The organism is Shewanella sp. 10N.286.54.B9, assembly GCF_041468565.1.
Lineage (GTDB): Bacteria > Pseudomonadota > Gammaproteobacteria > Enterobacterales > Shewanellaceae > Shewanella.
On the sequence record NZ_JBFRIY010000019.1, the window covers coordinates 117,074 to 132,826 of the forward strand.

At 42.2% G+C, this 15,753-nt stretch carries 18 protein-coding genes; 12 read left to right on the forward strand and 6 right to left on the reverse strand.

The features are described from left to right. Positions 1–90 precede the first annotated feature (90 nt). From AB4135_RS07700 to AB4135_RS07735, 8 genes are all read left to right on the forward strand, one after another. Entirely contained in the window at positions 91–696 is a 606-nt protein-coding gene (locus tag AB4135_RS07700; RefSeq protein ID WP_371991754.1) for an aspartyl/asparaginyl beta-hydroxylase domain-containing protein, read from the forward strand. Then, the gene (locus AB4135_RS07705; protein WP_371991756.1) at positions 683–1,996 is read left to right on the forward strand and encodes a hypothetical protein; all 1,314 of its coding nucleotides are present in this window, start codon (positions 683–685) and stop codon (positions 1,994–1,996) included. Before AB4135_RS07700 ends, AB4135_RS07705 begins: the two co-directional genes overlap by 14 nt. Next, positions 1,986–2,975 (forward strand): hypothetical protein, encoded by a 990-nt coding sequence (locus AB4135_RS07710; RefSeq protein WP_371991757.1) that lies wholly within the window; start codon positions 1,986–1,988, stop codon positions 2,973–2,975. The genes AB4135_RS07705 and AB4135_RS07710 overlap by 11 nt, the downstream gene beginning before the upstream one ends. Before the next feature lie 96 nt (positions 2,976–3,071). Then, complete coding sequence (locus tag AB4135_RS07715) at positions 3,072–3,584, forward strand: GNAT family N-acetyltransferase (protein WP_371991759.1); 513 nt, start codon at positions 3,072–3,074, stop codon at positions 3,582–3,584. A gap of 565 nt (positions 3,585–4,149) precedes the next feature. Continuing rightward, a complete protein-coding gene (locus AB4135_RS07720) occupies positions 4,150–4,485 on the forward strand; it encodes a DUF6916 family protein (RefSeq protein WP_371991761.1) in 336 nt (111 codons plus the stop codon). 13 nt (positions 4,486–4,498) lie between these two features. Further along, positions 4,499–5,035 (forward strand): phage tail protein, encoded by a 537-nt coding sequence (locus AB4135_RS07725; protein WP_371991763.1) that lies wholly within the window; start codon positions 4,499–4,501, stop codon positions 5,033–5,035. 9 nt (positions 5,036–5,044) lie between these two features. Beyond that, entirely contained in the window at positions 5,045–5,569 is a 525-nt protein-coding gene (locus AB4135_RS07730) for a phage tail protein (protein ID WP_371991765.1), read from the forward strand. Between the two features lie 42 nt (positions 5,570–5,611). Beyond that, complete coding sequence (locus AB4135_RS07735) at positions 5,612–6,124, forward strand: phage tail protein (RefSeq protein ID WP_371991786.1); 513 nt, start codon at positions 5,612–5,614, stop codon at positions 6,122–6,124. A 176-nt stretch (positions 6,125–6,300) separates the two neighbouring features. Here the strand turns inward: AB4135_RS07735 and AB4135_RS07740 are convergent, their stop codons facing one another. From AB4135_RS07740 to AB4135_RS07755, 4 genes are all read right to left on the reverse strand, one after another. Continuing rightward, complete coding sequence (locus tag AB4135_RS07740) at positions 6,301–7,485, reverse strand: NAD(P)/FAD-dependent oxidoreductase (RefSeq protein WP_371991767.1); 1,185 nt, start codon at positions 7,483–7,485, stop codon at positions 6,301–6,303. A 131-nt stretch (positions 7,486–7,616) separates the two neighbouring features. Then, complete coding sequence (gpsA, locus tag AB4135_RS07745; protein WP_371991769.1) at positions 7,617–8,633, reverse strand: NAD(P)H-dependent glycerol-3-phosphate dehydrogenase; 1,017 nt, start codon at positions 8,631–8,633, stop codon at positions 7,617–7,619. 4 nt (positions 8,634–8,637) lie between these two features. Then, positions 8,638–9,123: a protein-export chaperone SecB gene (gene secB / locus AB4135_RS07750; protein WP_020910309.1), complete on the reverse strand. Its 486-nt coding sequence runs from the start codon at positions 9,121–9,123 to the stop codon at positions 8,638–8,640. A gap of 224 nt (positions 9,124–9,347) precedes the next feature. Then, a complete protein-coding gene (locus AB4135_RS07755) occupies positions 9,348–9,782 on the reverse strand; it encodes a rhodanese-like domain-containing protein (protein ID WP_371991771.1) in 435 nt (144 codons plus the stop codon). A gap of 237 nt (positions 9,783–10,019) precedes the next feature. On the opposite strand from AB4135_RS07755, the gene gpmM reads away from it, so the two are divergent. Genes gpmM through AB4135_RS07775 form a run of 4 tightly spaced genes read left to right on the forward strand, consistent with a single transcriptional unit; the run spans position 10,020 to position 14,690 of the window. Continuing rightward, on the forward strand, positions 10,020–11,564 hold the full coding sequence (gpmM, locus tag AB4135_RS07760; protein WP_371991773.1) for a 2,3-bisphosphoglycerate-independent phosphoglycerate mutase: 1,545 nt from the start codon (positions 10,020–10,022) through the stop codon (positions 11,562–11,564). A 1-nt stretch (position 11,565) separates the two neighbouring features. After that, positions 11,566–12,699: a murein hydrolase activator EnvC gene (locus AB4135_RS07765; protein WP_371991775.1), complete on the forward strand. Its 1,134-nt coding sequence runs from the start codon at positions 11,566–11,568 to the stop codon at positions 12,697–12,699. Between the two features lie 33 nt (positions 12,700–12,732). Beyond that, entirely contained in the window at positions 12,733–13,938 is a 1,206-nt protein-coding gene (locus AB4135_RS07770) for a S41 family peptidase (protein WP_371991777.1), read from the forward strand. Positions 13,939–13,946: 8 nt separating this feature from the next. Then, positions 13,947–14,690, forward strand: a complete 744-nt coding sequence (locus tag AB4135_RS07775; RefSeq protein ID WP_371991779.1) for a divergent polysaccharide deacetylase family protein — start codon at positions 13,947–13,949, stop codon at positions 14,688–14,690. Here the strand turns inward: AB4135_RS07775 and AB4135_RS07780 are convergent. Both AB4135_RS07780 and AB4135_RS07785 read right to left on the reverse strand, forming a co-directional pair. Continuing rightward, positions 14,676–15,125 (reverse strand): Rrf2 family transcriptional regulator, encoded by a 450-nt coding sequence (locus AB4135_RS07780; protein WP_371991780.1) that lies wholly within the window; start codon positions 15,123–15,125, stop codon positions 14,676–14,678. The genes AB4135_RS07775 and AB4135_RS07780 overlap by 15 nt on opposite strands. Before the next feature lie 40 nt (positions 15,126–15,165). Further along, positions 15,166–15,420: a YkgJ family cysteine cluster protein gene (locus AB4135_RS07785; RefSeq protein WP_371991782.1), complete on the reverse strand. Its 255-nt coding sequence runs from the start codon at positions 15,418–15,420 to the stop codon at positions 15,166–15,168. Positions 15,421–15,753 lie beyond the last annotated feature (333 nt).

Here is a 15,753-nt window from a genome sequence, read left to right on the forward strand (position 1 = left end):
TAGTGTATGTTCTGTAAAATATTTATACAGCTGCGCTAATTGCAGTCAGGATTTGTTTTTCTGAATGGACTCAACTGGAAAAGGTACTTCATGAATTCTACGATTATTCAGTCTCAGTGTATTGGTAAAGTGGAGCTTTATCATGAGAGCATTGATGCCGAGATCAAGCAGTTGCCGAACAATTTATGGACCGAGCATGTTAACCGCTCTAACTATGAAGGGATGTGGAGCGTACTTGCCTTGCGAACGCTCAAAGTGAATGAGCTCAGTCATCCTATTCTTCAGTGTTATCAAATTGAACAAGGTAACGAGTGGGTGGATTTACCCATTGTGAATACTGCGACAAGTATTTATCGGCTGATCAACGCTATACCTTTCGCCAAAAAATCCATTCGCTTAATGAAACTGGAAGCGGGTGCACGGATCAAGGAACACAGAGACTTAGGGCTTAATATTGAAAATGGAGAGGGCAGATTCCACATTCCATTGCAATCCAGTGAGCAGGTTCATTTTACAAGTAATGGAGAAGTACTACATATGCATATAGGTGAGCTTTGGTATATCAATGCCGATGCGCCCCATAGTGTGCGTAATATGGGAATGAAACCACGGATCAATCTAGTCATCGATTGCAGCTTATCACAAGAGGAGTGGCATAGGTTTATACACAAGGGTACTGACAATGAAAAAAGTTAAACATCAATCGTTACCAGACGAGTTTAATAGCCTTGTAGATCAGTTTTTACTTGAGAATGAAGACATGACTGAAGGTAATAGATTCAGGCTATCATGGTTATTATCTGATCTCATGTATCAAATGTCGGGAATCTCAGCCGAGGCCGATATGACGAAAGGAAATGATATTTCAACTGCCTATGGTGTGGCTATCATGCCGACTCAAGGAGCGAGATGCTTAAAGGAAGCGATCAGAAGTTTTCAATTCTTGCGAGGCATTAAACGGGCAATAACCCATAAATTGACTGAAAATGGTCAGGTCCATTTGTTGTATGCTGGTTCAGGACCTTGGGGTTCTCTCCTTATTCCTTTATTACACCTATTTAGCCCAAAGCAACTTCAAATTACTGTATTGGATATACATCAGGAAAATATTGAAGCTATTCACAAGGTGATAAAGTGCTTGGACATGCAAGCATTTTTTAGCAGCATTGAAGTTGCGGATGCTACAGCGTGGCAACCCACACCAGCAGAACAAGAGTTTGACATCATTGTCTCAGAAACCATGAACAGCATGTTAAAGCGTGAACCTCAAGTATCTATTTTTGCTCACTTACAACAATATTTGACCGAAAAAGGGTTATTAATACCAGAGGAAGTTCGGATAGAGGCCTGGGCTACACCTGCAAAACCCGTAAAAAACGAACGAAGGCACGTTAAATTAAAAGATGTGTTTACTTTGCATAAAGCGAGTGCTCAACAAATTCACCAAAGCCAGCTATCGAAGTTTGAAGGGCATTTTATACTTCCTAAAGATTTAGGTGATATTTGCCATCTAGAGTTCAGAACCTTGATTAAGGTGTACCAAGATATCGAGTTAACCCAGAATCAGTCTAGTTTGAATACATCATTTAACCTCAATTTTGTAGCTCCTGTGGTCGGCACTGCAATCAATTATTGCTATCAGATAAATAACAGCCCCGACTGGACTTTTGATTATCAACCCTTTTCTGAAAAAGTCAGTCTTATCAGGCCGTTTGTTAGAAGTAAGTCTGGTTTGATGTACTTATATCGATTCTGGGATAAATATCGTCGTATACCCATCTCTGGTGTTGCTCCTGAATTGGCTAGCAAAGAGCAGCACCTCGATATATTACTTTTGAGCAGGTTGGGGATTGAATATCACGATGTCTTATCTTTCATAATGAGCGAATTACCGGATCTTGGAGAGTTTGAGGATTGGATTGAAACTAAACGGAACACGTTAAAACTGACACAAATTAGAGAATTTAACCGGACCGTTTCTGCTTATGATTTTTAACACCTTTGCCAAAGAGGTTGGCACTTTAGTTTCACAAATTCTGGCGGTAGAGTCGGCAGAGCAAGGAAGTGAATTATTATGTCAATTACTTATATTGCTCAATGGCGAGCAACAAGTACAAGATAATCGTCATGGCACTACAGGGTTGATTCTAAGTAGTCAGAATGCAGCCAATTGCCTACTAAGTTACTCTCGCACACTGTCTTATTGGCAAGCGCTTTGTTGCGCCGTAGATATTTTTTCTGATAAAGCGCAAGTTAATATCGTTTATCCTGGACCAGGCCCTATGGCAGCATTGGTCTTACCCCTCTGGTTAGCCAAAGGGTGGCAGAATATCAATTTAACCTTGCTGGAGTACAACAGCTCAACAGCAATCAGACTACAAGAGATGTTGCTAAAACTCGGCTTAAGTAATGAAATTAGTATTATTAACTGTGATGCAAGTCAGTACGAACCTGAATGTGAGATAGACATCCTCATTATGGAATGTATGACCAAAGGGTTAGCTGATGAAGGACAATATGCCATTTCGACACACCTTTGCCAGTTTATGTCACAGGACGCAGTGCTGATCCCAGAAACAATCACTTTAGATTTGCACTATGGCTTTCTTGGGCAAGAGTTTAAAGAAATTGAGTCAGGAAAAGCCTCCAGTGAATTTCAACAACAAACTAGGCTGTGGTCGGTGCATTTAATGTCATTAGACAAACAACAGAAACTAAATAGAGCAGCGCCGCAAGCCAATGTTTTTTTGGGGCGGTTCCAATTACCAGAGAACCTCACTTCAGGATGTAGCCTATTTATTTCAACAAGCATTGTTACTTTTGGTCAATACACTATCCCTGAATATTCTTGTGGACTAACCATACCTTACCCAATAGACATAGAAAGGGGCTGCAAAAACACGCAGTTTTTAGATGCTTATTATCAATATGATGACAGACCAGGAATTCGACTGAGTGGGGTAAGTGAAATATGACGGCATACTGACATATATTTGAATAATTTACCGCCATTCACATGCTATACGATTGATTGTTAGAATATTAATTAGAAATTAGCGAGATATTAGTTTATGCAAAAATTTACGCCACCGAAAGGGCTTCACATTCGCCCCTCAACACCAAACGACAAAATATTTCTTGAAAAGCTACACCGTGAAATGCGCGAAGAGCTTCAATTTATTGAAGGGGATCAGGATTTTATTGATGAAATTGTTGCTATGCAATTTCGTGCTCAGCATCAGGGATACGGCGCACAATTCCCCAACGCCATGTACTTTATTATCGAAAAACATCAGGAAAAAATTGGTCGTGCCAGTATCGATTTTGGTTGCAACGAAGTTCATCTGATTGATATAGGTTTTCTCAAAGTTGCGCGAGGGCACGGTTTTGGCAAAGCCATCATACATAGTTTGCAAACTTGTGCGGCGCAAGCAGCCGTGCCACTGAGTTTGGTCGTGGCGACTGATAATTTCATTGCAAAGCAGTTTTATCTTTCTCTTGGGTTTATGGTGAAAGGACATACGGAAATGCATGAACTAATGTGCTGGTACCCGCCAACCATGAAAGCTATTGTCGGCGCTTAATAACTTAAGTCAAACCTCTTTTTTCAAGCCAATAAACGTGTCGATTTTTAATTTTCACATGTACTTTAGTAAGTATGTTCACTTGCCCCGAAGAAACAGCTATAGGTGCATTAAAAAGGATATAAGAAATATCAGTGTGTAATTTGATTTATCTTTAATAGAAAACGGGGCGGTTTTTCAGTAGCTCTTAGCCATTATTAGTGAAATCTCTTATTTGGCTATTGCTAGCTTTCTCGCGACGTTTTGAAACATCAAAACGCATCGCACTTAATATCTCCCCATAGTTTAGATTCAATGGTTTCAGTTACAGAAGTCAATGCCTTGCTATTGCTTATCTTGACTAAAGCCATCCCGCCGTTAAGTGCAGCATCCATTAATGAATGGCATGAAGTTTTCTTAAAGGCCAAGTCTGTTGCCACCATTTTCGACAAAAAACTTTTCAAGCTAGGAGATTTGATATAGAGAGGTGTTTTTGATAGCTTAAATATTACACAAAAGAAAATTAGAACTTCCGAATACTCGGTCGGCTTATATTTTGCGATTAGATAATAAATGGAGTAGCAAAATGAGTGGTGTAAGTAAATTTGACTTTGATGTTTTAACAAGCCTCAAAGGGAAAAGTATCGAAGTTTACAACTTGGATAGCAACAATAAAATAACGGATTTGATTATTGATAAAGTAGATCGCGCGCTCGCTCATGGTAAACGATTTGATGCTTTTTCACTGCTATTAACCGGCCCCAAGGAGCAACACTGTCCTCAGGGGACCTATAGGTTTAAAAATCCAGCGTTTGGTGAAGAGAGCGTATTTATGACGCCAAACGCTCAAGACTCGTATCATATTTGTATTTCAAGAGAAAACGTTCAATCAAGGATTGAAGAATGTTCTACACATACCTAGGGAGGGTGCTCTAATGTCAGATCCGTTTTACGGACAAATTAAAACTGTTGCCTACAACTTTGCTCCAGTTAAATGGAGTACTTGCGATGGACAACAACTTTCCATACAAACTAACCAAGCTTTGTATTCATTATTAGGGTCTACCTATGGGGGGAACGAAAGCACATATTTCAACCTTCCTGACTTTAGAGGGAGAGCACCTGTAAACCATTTTCCTAACAACCCTAGTTATTCCTTCGGGGTTAAGGGAGGAGCTCAATATCATACTTTATCTGTGGACGAAATGCCCATACACACCCATGCCGTAATGGCTTCCAGTGACACAGGCAATACACCAATAGCCGCATCAAGTACTTTGTCTCAAGAAAATCAGTTTGCTCAAGTTGGTGGCCTTGATCTTGAGTATTACACCGCACCTAATGAATTAACTTCTCTGGCACCCAATACGGTAACCAACTCAGGTTCTGGTGCAGCATACAGTATTGTTCAGCCAACCAGTGTTTTGCTGTTTATCATTGCGATGGATGGTATATATCCAGCGCGAAACTAGGAGAAAAGTATGACACCTTTTACTGGTGATATTATTATGTTTGCGGGGACCTTTTCTATTCAGAATTTTGCATTTTGCAATGGACAATTGCTAGCTATTCATTCGCAGGCAGAATTGTTTGCATTGGTAGGTACGACCTATGGCGGCGATGGTCGATCTAGTTTTGCTTTGCCAGAAATGCGAGGTCGTATTCCTGTCCATAGAAACAATGGAGCAGGTATAGGAGGACTGCCTTACCCACAGGGCTACAATGGTGGTAGCTACACAGTAACTCTGTCTGAAGCCAACTTACCTGTACACAACCATGATTTTCAGGTTTCAAATCAAGATGAAGACTCAAGCTCTCCAAATGGGCGGGTAGTAGGTAAAGGCAAACATTACCTACCTACTAATGCAACGCCAACTCACACTGGCACTATGTATCACGATACTGTTGCTAATGCGGGAGCTGGTGACACTTTGAACAATATGGCTCCCTATCAAGCTATTAACTTTTTGATTGCCCTGCAAGGGGTTTTCCCCTCAAGAAACTAGGAGAACGATACTATGGCTGATGCTTATACAGGTGAAATCAGAATGGTGGGGTTTACTTTTCAACCGAGATTCTGGGCTAGTTGTTATGGCGACACTCTGCCAATCTCTCAAAATAGTGCGTTATTTTCGTTGATTGGAACTTTCTATGGGGGGGATGGCAGGACCACAATGGGATTACCTAACCTGGCAGCACGTTCCCCATTACACAGTGGTAATAGTAGTGGCCCAGGACTACCTCCTCATCAACTAGGCCAGCTTGGTGGTATCGATAGCCAGGTACTTGGTCAACACCAAATGCCTGTACACCAGCATAAAATTTATGCGAATGTAGGTAAAGCTGAGGACACTGTTGATGTTGCCAGTAATAGCAACCTGACGGCTACACGTGATAATTCACTTGCCTTTACTAATAATCCTCCAGGTGCAGGCCAAGACGCCATGGCATTTCAGACATTAAAAGCGCGTGGCTCGAGCTCTTCGGTCAATAATAGGCAACCCTATCTTGTCACTAATTTCATCATTTGCCTGGACGGAATCTATCCATCTAGAAATTAAAGTAAAAACTTGATTTTTCATGTTGAATGCATTTCACTTTGTTGGTGGAGTGCATTTTTAAAAAGGTCGGCACCAGTCCCCATAGTCTTGAACATGGTAGTAATCTAGTGCATTAAACTGTCAGAGCTGACGGTTTATCAAAACACTGCTTTGAACTTTATGCTCTCTATACAGAACTACACCGCTTGTCCAGCAGCCACACCAGATGACCAAGCCCACTGAAAATTAAACCCACCTAACCAACCACTTACGTCCATTACCTCACCAATAAAGAACAAACCAGTAACGGATTTAGCCTCCATGGTCTTAGACGATAACTCATCGGTATCTACACCGCCCAAGGTAACCTCTGCGGTGCGGTAACCTTCGGTGCCATTCATTACAATAGACCAAGCTTCAAGATCCAATGCGAGCTGCTCAAGTTCTGCATGCACCAACTGATTCAGCGCCTTATTCAGCAGTACTTCATCAAATAATGCTTCGACTAAACGCTTTGGTAACCATAAAGCCAGTGCATTACGCAGGCTCTGCTTGGGGCTATTGTCGAGCAGTTGCTTGATCTCTGCTCGGGCATCTTTACCAGGTAACAAGTTAATGCTGATCGCTTCACCAGGATTCCAGTAATTGGAGATCTGTAGAATGGCAGGGCCAGAAAGACCACGATGAGTGAAAAGCAGTGCTTCGCTAAATTGAGTACCGTCTTTAGCAGAAATGGTACTTGGTACAGCAATACCTGATAGTGGCTCAAACCGCTGTTTCTGCTCACTATGCCAAGTGAAAGGCACCAAGCCCGCATGCGTCGGCAACACTTTAAGGCCGAACTGCTCGGCCACATGGTAACCGAAAGGTGATGCGCCCAATTTAGGCATCGACAGTCCACCTGTGGCCATCACTAATGACTGGCATGTGTAGTGCGCTTTATCCGTTATAACCTCATAGAGACCATCACTGTTTTTGCTAATGGCCTTAATCTCAGTGCGCAGTTTTACCTGAGCCCCAGCCCACTCGCACTCAGTAAGTAACATAGCAACAATCTCTTTGGCAGAATCATTGCAAAATAGCTGCCCATGATCGCGCTCATGGTATTCAATGCCATGACGTTCAACCAACTCGATAAAGTCGCTTGAGCGGTAACGCGCTAATGCTGACTTTACAAAATGGCTATTACTACAGAGAAAGTTCGCAGGCTCTACTTTTTGATTGGTGAAGTTACAACGACCGCCACCACTGATAAGAATTTTCTTACCGGCTTGTTTAGCGTTGTCGAGTACCAATACATCACGACCACGGTAGCCCGCTGTTGCAGCGCACATAAGTCCTGCCGCACCCGCTCCGATAATAATAACGTCATGATGTTCCACTCGCTTACTCCTAAACCATCTTAGCTTGTTGTACAGCACCTAGCTTTCACAAGGCACAAAAAAGGGCGCTATTTTAGCACCCTTATTTATGTTTGTACCATCACCACATTCGTAGCAATAGTTAGCAGAGTTTACTCTGCCGATGTTTCAGATTTTTTCTCGCGACTTAACAACTCTTTAGCTGCATCCACTGGTGATTTACCTTGATAAAGCACTTGGTAAACCTGCTCAGTGATTGGCATTTCAACGCCTAAGCGTTTTGCCAATGTATAGACTTCTTTAGTATTACGATAGCCTTCGACAACTTGGCCAATCTCTTTTTGCGCGGCTTCAACATCACTGCCTTTACCAAGCGCTAAACCGAAACGACGGTTACGAGATTGATTATCGGTGCACGTTAATACTAAATCACCTAATCCTGCCATCCCCATAAAGGTTGACGCTTGCGCACCAATCGCTTCACCGAGACGAGTGAGTTCAACTAAACCACGAGTGATCAATGCTGTTCGAGCATTGGCACCAAAACCGATACCGTCAGATAGTCCCGCACCAATCGCGATAACGTTTTTAACCGCACCACCCAATTGGAGGCCGATAAAGTCATCGTTGGCATAAACGCGTAAACGCTTAGGACTATGCAACAATTCAACTAAATCATTAGTGAATTGCGGATCTGTGCCTGCTATAGATATTGCTGTTGGCATACCAGCAGCAAGCTCTTTGGCAAACGTAGGTCCTGATAAAACGGCAAGTGGGAACGCTTCACCTAATACTTCTCGCGCCACATCTTGTATCAAACGACCGGTTTCAGGCTCTAAGCCTTTAGTCGCCCATACAATTCGTGCATCTTTACGTAACAGCGGTTTAGCTTGCGCTAACACCAACCCAAATACATGACTAGGCACAACAACTAATACGTTGTTGGATGCAGCAAGTGCTGTTGCTAGATCGGATTCAGGGATAAGTAAATCTGGAAGCGGAATACCAGGTAAGAACTCTTGATTACACTTGTCGTTCTTTAGGTTTTCAATGTGCTCGGGTTCATGCCCCCAAAGCAAGGTTCTGTGGCCATTACTCGCAAGAGAAATAGCAAGGGCGGTGCCATAAGAGCCCGCCCCCAGTACCGTAATATCGGCAGTGTTTTCCATGCTATTAAGCGTTAGCTTCTTCTGCAGGCGCTTCAGCGGCAGCAGCTTGACGCTGTTGAACATACTGAGCGAATAGCGCGTCAAAGTTAACTGGAGCAAGGTTTAGTTGTGGGAAAGTACCACGGCTAACTAGGCTGCCAACTGCTTCACGAGCATATGGGAAAAGAACGTTAGGGCAGTATGCACCTAGAGAATGTGCAAGTTGCTGCTCAGTAAGACCAGTAATTGCGAAGATACCTGCTTGCTGTACTTCACAAAGGAATGCTGTTTCTTCGCCATTCTTAGCGGTAACAGTAAGAGAAAGAACAACTTCGTATACATCGTCAGAAAGCTTGTTGCTGCGAGTATCTAGGTCTAGCTTAACTTCTGGAGTCCATTCTTTTTGGAAAACAGCTGGGCTGTTTGGTGTTTCAAAAGAGATATCTTTTGTGTAAACACGTTGAATGTTGAATTGTGGTGCTTGTTCTTCGTTGTTAGCTACTTCAGCCATAATTTCCTACCTTAAAAAGTTTGTGAGGCTACTTCAAAAGAGCCAGTCTCAGGGTTTGCTTATTTGGGTAACAACCCAAATAGCTGTCCCAGTTTTTGATTTATTTAGTCAACAGACGCTTTTTTGGAGGGTAATCCCTCAATTCAATGCCGGTAACCATTAATGCTAAGCCGTGACACTTTAATCAATTACTTAACAATAATGCAATGGCTACACCGACACTTCTATCTTTTGCTCTTTGAAACAGGCAAGTTATTTGACTGCCATTCACCCATACCACCTTTCAAGTTATTCACGTTATCAAAACCGTGCTTAACCATCAGTTGAGCCGCTTGAGACGAAGTCATGCCAGCGTTGCATACCATTATAATGGGACTGCCTTTTGCGTTTTCAAGGGTACCGAGCTGATTATTTTTTATATCCGCTAAAGGAAGGTTAACGGCATCAACAATATGACCCTTCTTAAACTCTTCTTTTCCGCGTACATCAACAACCTTTGCACTTTGCTTGTTCATCAGCAATGTGGCTTCTTGATGATTAACATTTTTAACTTTTGATACGCTAGATTTAAACACCATAACGATGAGTCCAACGAATAAACCAACCCAAGCTAAACTTAACATCGGGTTTGCTTTAAAAAATTCCATATATTCTTGCATGCTTTAACTGCCTACTTTTGATTGGCCCAAATATAATGAGCCACAGAGTATACCATTGCTCTGGCAGAATACAGAATGTTAGTCACGTAACGTGCATGACAACAGGGTTTGGATCATCGCTATTATTAGAACGATAACCACAATCTAGGTAAATTTCTTTATGCCAAGCCCCAATTGGTAGTAATATTTAACCAATTCAAATTTTAATCTTATTCTTTCAAACTTAAAGGTACTACCATGACGACACGCAAACGCCCGTTGGCATTGCTGATCCTCGATGGCTGGGGTTACCGTGAAAATACGCAAGAAAATGCTGTTTTCCATGCAAAAACTCCTGTTCTCGACAAACTAAATGCGCAATATCCAAATAGCTTAATCTCAGGTTCTGGGATTGATGTTGGCTTACCAGATGGCCAAATGGGTAACTCTGAAGTTGGCCATATCAATATCGGTTCTGGCCGTATTGTTTATCAAGAACTCACCCGTATCGGTAAAGCTATCGATGATGGTGAATTTGATACCAATCCAACACTGACTAAAGCCATTGATGATGCTATCAAGGCCAATGGTGCAGTGCATATCATGGGATTGTTGTCACCAGGTGGTGTTCATAGCCACCAAGACCATATTGAAGCTATGTGCCGCCTCGCCGTTAAACGCGGTGCAACCAAGGTTTATCTTCATGCCTTTTTAGATGGTCGCGATACCCCGCCTCGCAGTGCAAAAGCTGGTTTAGCGCATTTTGAAGAGATGTTCAAAACATTAGGCACGGGTCAAATCGCTTCGCTAATTGGCCGCTACTATGCAATGGACAGGGATAACCGCTGGGATCGTGTCTCACAAGCTTATGAGCTTATTACCGAGGGTAAGGGACTGCATACCGTTGCTACTGCTGTAGAAGGTATTGAAGCCGCATATCAGCGCGATGAAAATGACGAGTTTGTTGGTAGCACAGTCATCCCTGATGCTGATGGCAATATTGCCAAATTAACAGACAACGATGCACTAATTTTCATGAACTTCCGTGCCGATCGTGCGCGTCAAATTACCCGCAGCTTTGTGAATGCCGATTTTGATGGTTTTGAGCGCGCAGTGACTCCGCAAGCAAATTTTGTCATGCTAACCGAATACGCAGCAGATATTGATGCCGCTATCGCTTACCCATCGACGGATTTGGTCAACACCTTAGGTGAAACCCTGCAAGATCAGAATATGACTCAGCTGCGCATTTCGGAAACAGAAAAGTATGCTCATGTCACTTTCTTCTTCAACGGTGGTAAAGAGGAACCTTTCGAAGGCGAAGATCGTATCTTAGTCCAATCTCCAAAAGTAGCGACTTATGACCTACAGCCAGAGATGAGCTCTACAGAGCTTACTGACAAACTCGTTGCCGCCATCGAGTCTACCGACTACGACGTGATTATTTGTAACTACCCCAATGGCGATATGGTTGGTCATACAGGTAACTTTGATGCTGCAGTTAAAGCCTGTGAAGCGGTTGATAGCTGCTTAGGTCGAGTTGTCGAAGCACTCGATAAAGTGGGCGGTGAGTGTTTAATTACCGCCGATCACGGCAATGCAGAGCAGATGACCGATGAAACAACTGGCCAAGCGCATACCGCGCACACCAGTGAATTGGTACCGCTTATCTATGTAGGTCGTGATGCAGATATAGAAAAAGGTGGTCGCTTGAGTGATTTAGCGCCGACTATGTTAACCTTGATGGGACGAGAAGTGCCTGAAGAGATGACAGGCCGAGCGATAATTAAACTCAAAGAGTAATATGACCATTCGACTTTTTATCAAAGCCAGCATTATTGCTGGCTTTATATCACTGCCTTTATCAGCCCAAGCGACCGATCTTGATCGTCGTCAGTCTGAACTTAAGTCGATTCAGACACAGATTAATAAACAACAATCTGCGGTGAAGGACACCAATAAGCAGCGGGATCGCTTAATCTCTTTGCTTAAAAAAGATGAGCAAGCAATTGCGACTGCGGCTAAAAAAGTTAATAAAACCAAACAAGATTTAGCTAGCATAGATAAAGCATTAGCGGAACTTGCCGTCAAATATACTCAGCTAGATAAACTTAAAATCATTCAACAAAAAACCTTATCAAATCAATTAGCTAGTGCATACCTAGCCGGTAATCATGATTACAGTAAAATGCTACTTAATCAGCAGTCCCCTGCCAGCATAGAGCGATTATTAGCCTACTATCAATATTTGAATAATGCGCGAATAGCCTCTATTAAACAGCTACAGACCACAATTGTTGAACTGGATGAGGTCAAACTCAAACAGCAACAGAACCAAACTCGACTCAATAAATTAGTGATTGAGCAACAGCAGCAAGCAAAGCGCTTAGACCAAGAGCAAGCACAACGGCAGCAAACCTTAACCCAGTTACAGCGAACCCTAACAAGTAGCGGCGCCAAACTGGAGCAACTACAGATTGAAGAAGCCAGTTTAAAACGAGTTGTAGAACAAGCACTGTTAGCGATGAAAAATAACCCATCACTCGACGGTTTATCCAGTAAACGTAAACTCAAATGGCCCACAAAAGGGCGCATTAAATCAGGTTTTGGCAGTAAACGTTCAGGGCAAGTAAAGTGGAAAGGTGTCACGATTTCTGCTTCTGAAGGACAAAATATAGCAGCCATTGCAGGCGGCAAGGTTATCTATGCCGACTGGCTGCGTGGTTTTGGTATGGTGCTAGTTGTTGATCATGGCAAAGGTTATATGAGCCTTTATGGCCATGCACAAACGCTTTTAAAGTCGGCGGGAGACTCCGTTAGTAAGGGAGAATCCATCGCATTAGTTGGTCGTTCAGGTGGACAGACCGAGTCTGGCCTATACTTTGAAGTAAGACATAAGGGGCAAGCGGTCGATCCGGCTAGATACTGTAAGCGGTAGACACAGAAACCCCATTTGATACAAGGGGTTAATATGTCAGGCATTATTCGTAATCTTAGTTTCGCTACAGCTGGTTTAGCATTGGGTCTATCGCTCACTTTGTTCGGCCAAGAGCATACACAGCAATATAAAACTCGAGTAGACTATCCTGTATTGCTCGATGTTATCGATACCATAGAAACCTATTACGTCAAAAAACTCACCGAAGAAGAGCTTATCGAGGCTGCTATTGAGGGCATATTTGCCAAGCTCGACCCCTATTCTAGCTTTTTAGATAAACAGGCTTTCTCAAATATTCAAGAAAGTAACGACGGCGAGTACTATGGGTTTGGGGTTGAAATAGCAACAGACAACGACCAAATAACCATTGTCACTCCTTTCCCGCAATCGCCCGCAGAGCAAGCAGGTATCATGCCGGGAGATAGAATAGTAAAACTCAATCAGCAGCTCGTTACAGCTGATAAACTAGAAATCCTGCTTAACGAAATTAAGCAACACAGCTACGATAAGCAAGCGATTGATTTAGAGCTTATGAGGGCAAACTCAGAGGTAACCTATAAGGTGACCATTAGCCCAAGTCTAATCTCAATCAACTCCGTAGAAGCACAACTCTTAGATAATCAAATAGGCTATATCAGACTATCTAGCTTCCAAGAAAACTCAACTCAAGACCTCGTCAAACAACTTGCTCTGTGGCAAACAGAACCTTTAAACGGGTTAATACTCGATCTCAGAAACAATCCCGGCGGGTTGCTGGATCAAGCGATACAGATAGCGGATATATTTTTAGACAGAGGAAGAATTGTTGCTACAGAGGGACGTTTCTTTGATGCCAATTCTGACTACTATGCCTCACCACAAACCATGGTAAACAGTGTTCCTATGTTAGTACTTATCAATAAAGGTTCTGCATCTGCATCAGAAGTACTTGCGGCGGCGTTACAAGAAAATGGCAGAGCAAAACTTATCGGTCAAACTAGCTTTGGTAAAGGTACGGTGCAGAGCCTTATTCCCACTCTAACAGAGGGCAATGCCATTAAGCTCACAATCGCTAAATACACCACTCCAAATGGCAAAGATATCCACTCAAAAGGGATCGAGCCAGATATAAAAGTGGCACTAGAGACTATAACAAGTGATGAAAGTATGCCTATAATCGATGCAAATTCACTCCGTGGTGATATTGCTGAAGATAAACTTGTTAACTCAGCAATTGCCTGGATTAAAACAGAAAAATAACCAATACAGTGCGCTATCTATTACTTTGTTTTCTACTATTTAGTTCAAGTTCATTTGCAGCAAGGATTGCTATCATTATTGACGATATAGGTTATCGTCAATCTGACAAAGCTGTGCTAACACTGCCGCCTAACGTGACGCTTTCGGTGTTACCACTCACGCCCTTGGGTAAAGCTGTCGCCACTAAAGCGCACCAACAAGGTAGCGAGATATTAGTGCACCTACCGATGCAGGCGCTTAATGGCAAAACGATTGGCCCTGGCGCCTTGACCAATGCAATGTCAGAGCAAGACTTTAAGAAACAACTGCAGCAAGCTATCGATAGCGTGCCTTTTGCCTCTGGCGCCAATAACCATATGGGAAGTTTACTTACTCAGCTAGATAAACCTATGCATTGGGTTATGGACGCACTTCTTCAACGGGATATTTACTTTATAGACAGTGTGACAACCAAATATACTCAGGCGGGTGCAGTTGCAGAAAAAGTTGGCGTACCTTTATTAAAAAGGACTATTTTTCTTGATAATGACAAAACAGAAGCGGCTTTAGAGCTGCAGTTTCAAAAAGCAATCAAGCTTACTGAAACACAAACAGATGTTGTTGTTATTGCGCACCCTTATCCAGAAACACTTACTTTCTTGAATAACAATCTACACCGGCTAGCACAAGCAGAGATTGCACTCGTACCACCATCTAAATTATTACCGATAAGCGTTGCAAGTAAGAACGATACGACCTTATTGCAGGATTGAGATGGAAAGATCCGGGAGTAATGATTTTAGCTCTTTATTATTGGTCACTATCATCTCTAACGTGTAACCATCAAGCACAGCCAAATAAGCGTTAACCGCTTCCGCTAATACACCTTTAAGCTTGCATGCAGGAGTAAACAAACAATAGGGTTTGCTGCAATCAATTGGAGATAGTGAGTTTTCTAAAGCTCTTACTACATCACCAACATTAATCTCGCTAGCAGGCATTGCCAATTTAAAACCACCACTTTTGCCTCTAACGGTCTTTAAATAGCCCAACTTGCCAAGATGATGCACGACTTTAGAAATATGGTTTGCCGACAAATCAAAAACATCGGTTATTTCAGAGATACGGAAAAGCGACTCACGTTCTGGGTGCAAAGCCAGGTACATAAGCGTTCTCAATCCAAAATCAGTGTAACGAGTTAATTGCATTGCTTACCAATCCATAAAAAACGATCAAAATAGCACTTAATTAGCTGTTTGTTGCCTGCTCTAATGAAGAAATTAGCCATAAAGCTTCTTCACTATTACCGCCACAAACATCTTCAGTTGCTGCAAATTGGCCACATACAACAGGCCTTTCAGCTTTGCCAAAAAGTTTACACAAATTCCCATCATTCAACTGAATACATCTTATTCCAGCAGGTTTACCCTCGGGCATTCCAGGAATTGGAGTAGTGATAGAAGGCGCTATGCAACACGCACCGCAACCTAAACGACAGTTCATTTATATACCTTAAATTAGCATTATTTATTATACATTCATCGAATGATAATAGGTTGGGATGACATCACATACTGTTTCCCAATAAGCTAATATCTTATCAAATTCGTGATCAGTGCATACAACTTTAATTTCTAATAACGAAAATGGCCTCGACTCTCAACCAATCAAAGCTATTCAGCACTTTTACTTTTTATTTCTCACAACGAAAAAAGCCTCTGCATTCTTTAAACTAAAAGCATAGAGGCTTTCATCTTTATAGCTTCAGAGCCAAGCTAAATCATTTTAATGCCAGCTAATCTGACTTGTTTTTGCTTTTTCCACAACGAAAAAAGC

Excerpts from the sequence above, each read along its gene's own strand:
- AB4135_RS07725 (WP_371991763.1), top strand. The coding sequence starts at position 4,499 with ATGTCAGATCCGTTTTACGGACAAATTAAAACTGTTGCCTACAACTTT.
- AB4135_RS07705 (WP_371991756.1), top strand. The coding sequence starts at position 683 with ATGAAAAAAGTTAAACATCAATCGTTACCAGACGAGTTTAATAGCCTT.
- AB4135_RS07715 (WP_371991759.1), top strand. The coding sequence starts at position 3,072 with ATGCAAAAATTTACGCCACCGAAAGGGCTTCACATTCGCCCCTCAACA.
- AB4135_RS07765 (WP_371991775.1), top strand. The coding sequence starts at position 11,566 with ATGACCATTCGACTTTTTATCAAAGCCAGCATTATTGCTGGCTTTATA.
- gpsA (WP_371991769.1), bottom strand. The coding sequence starts at position 8,633 with ATGGAAAACACTGCCGATATTACGGTACTGGGGGCGGGCTCTTATGGC.
- AB4135_RS07755 (WP_371991771.1), bottom strand. The coding sequence starts at position 9,782 with ATGCAAGAATATATGGAATTTTTTAAAGCAAACCCGATGTTAAGTTTA.
- AB4135_RS07735 (WP_371991786.1), top strand. The coding sequence starts at position 5,612 with ATGGTGGGGTTTACTTTTCAACCGAGATTCTGGGCTAGTTGTTATGGC.
- AB4135_RS07770 (WP_371991777.1), top strand. The coding sequence starts at position 12,733 with ATGTCAGGCATTATTCGTAATCTTAGTTTCGCTACAGCTGGTTTAGCA.
- AB4135_RS07710 (WP_371991757.1), top strand. The coding sequence starts at position 1,986 with ATGATTTTTAACACCTTTGCCAAAGAGGTTGGCACTTTAGTTTCACAA.
- AB4135_RS07700 (WP_371991754.1), top strand. The coding sequence starts at position 91 with ATGAATTCTACGATTATTCAGTCTCAGTGTATTGGTAAAGTGGAGCTT.
- secB (WP_020910309.1), bottom strand. The coding sequence starts at position 9,123 with ATGGCTGAAGTAGCTAACAACGAAGAACAAGCACCACAATTCAACATT.
- AB4135_RS07730 (WP_371991765.1), top strand. The coding sequence starts at position 5,045 with ATGACACCTTTTACTGGTGATATTATTATGTTTGCGGGGACCTTTTCT.
- AB4135_RS07720 (WP_371991761.1), top strand. The coding sequence starts at position 4,150 with ATGAGTGGTGTAAGTAAATTTGACTTTGATGTTTTAACAAGCCTCAAA.
- AB4135_RS07780 (WP_371991780.1), bottom strand. The coding sequence starts at position 15,125 with ATGCAATTAACTCGTTACACTGATTTTGGATTGAGAACGCTTATGTAC.
- AB4135_RS07785 (WP_371991782.1), bottom strand. The coding sequence starts at position 15,420 with ATGAACTGTCGTTTAGGTTGCGGTGCGTGTTGCATAGCGCCTTCTATC.
- gpmM (WP_371991773.1), top strand. The coding sequence starts at position 10,020 with ATGACGACACGCAAACGCCCGTTGGCATTGCTGATCCTCGATGGCTGG.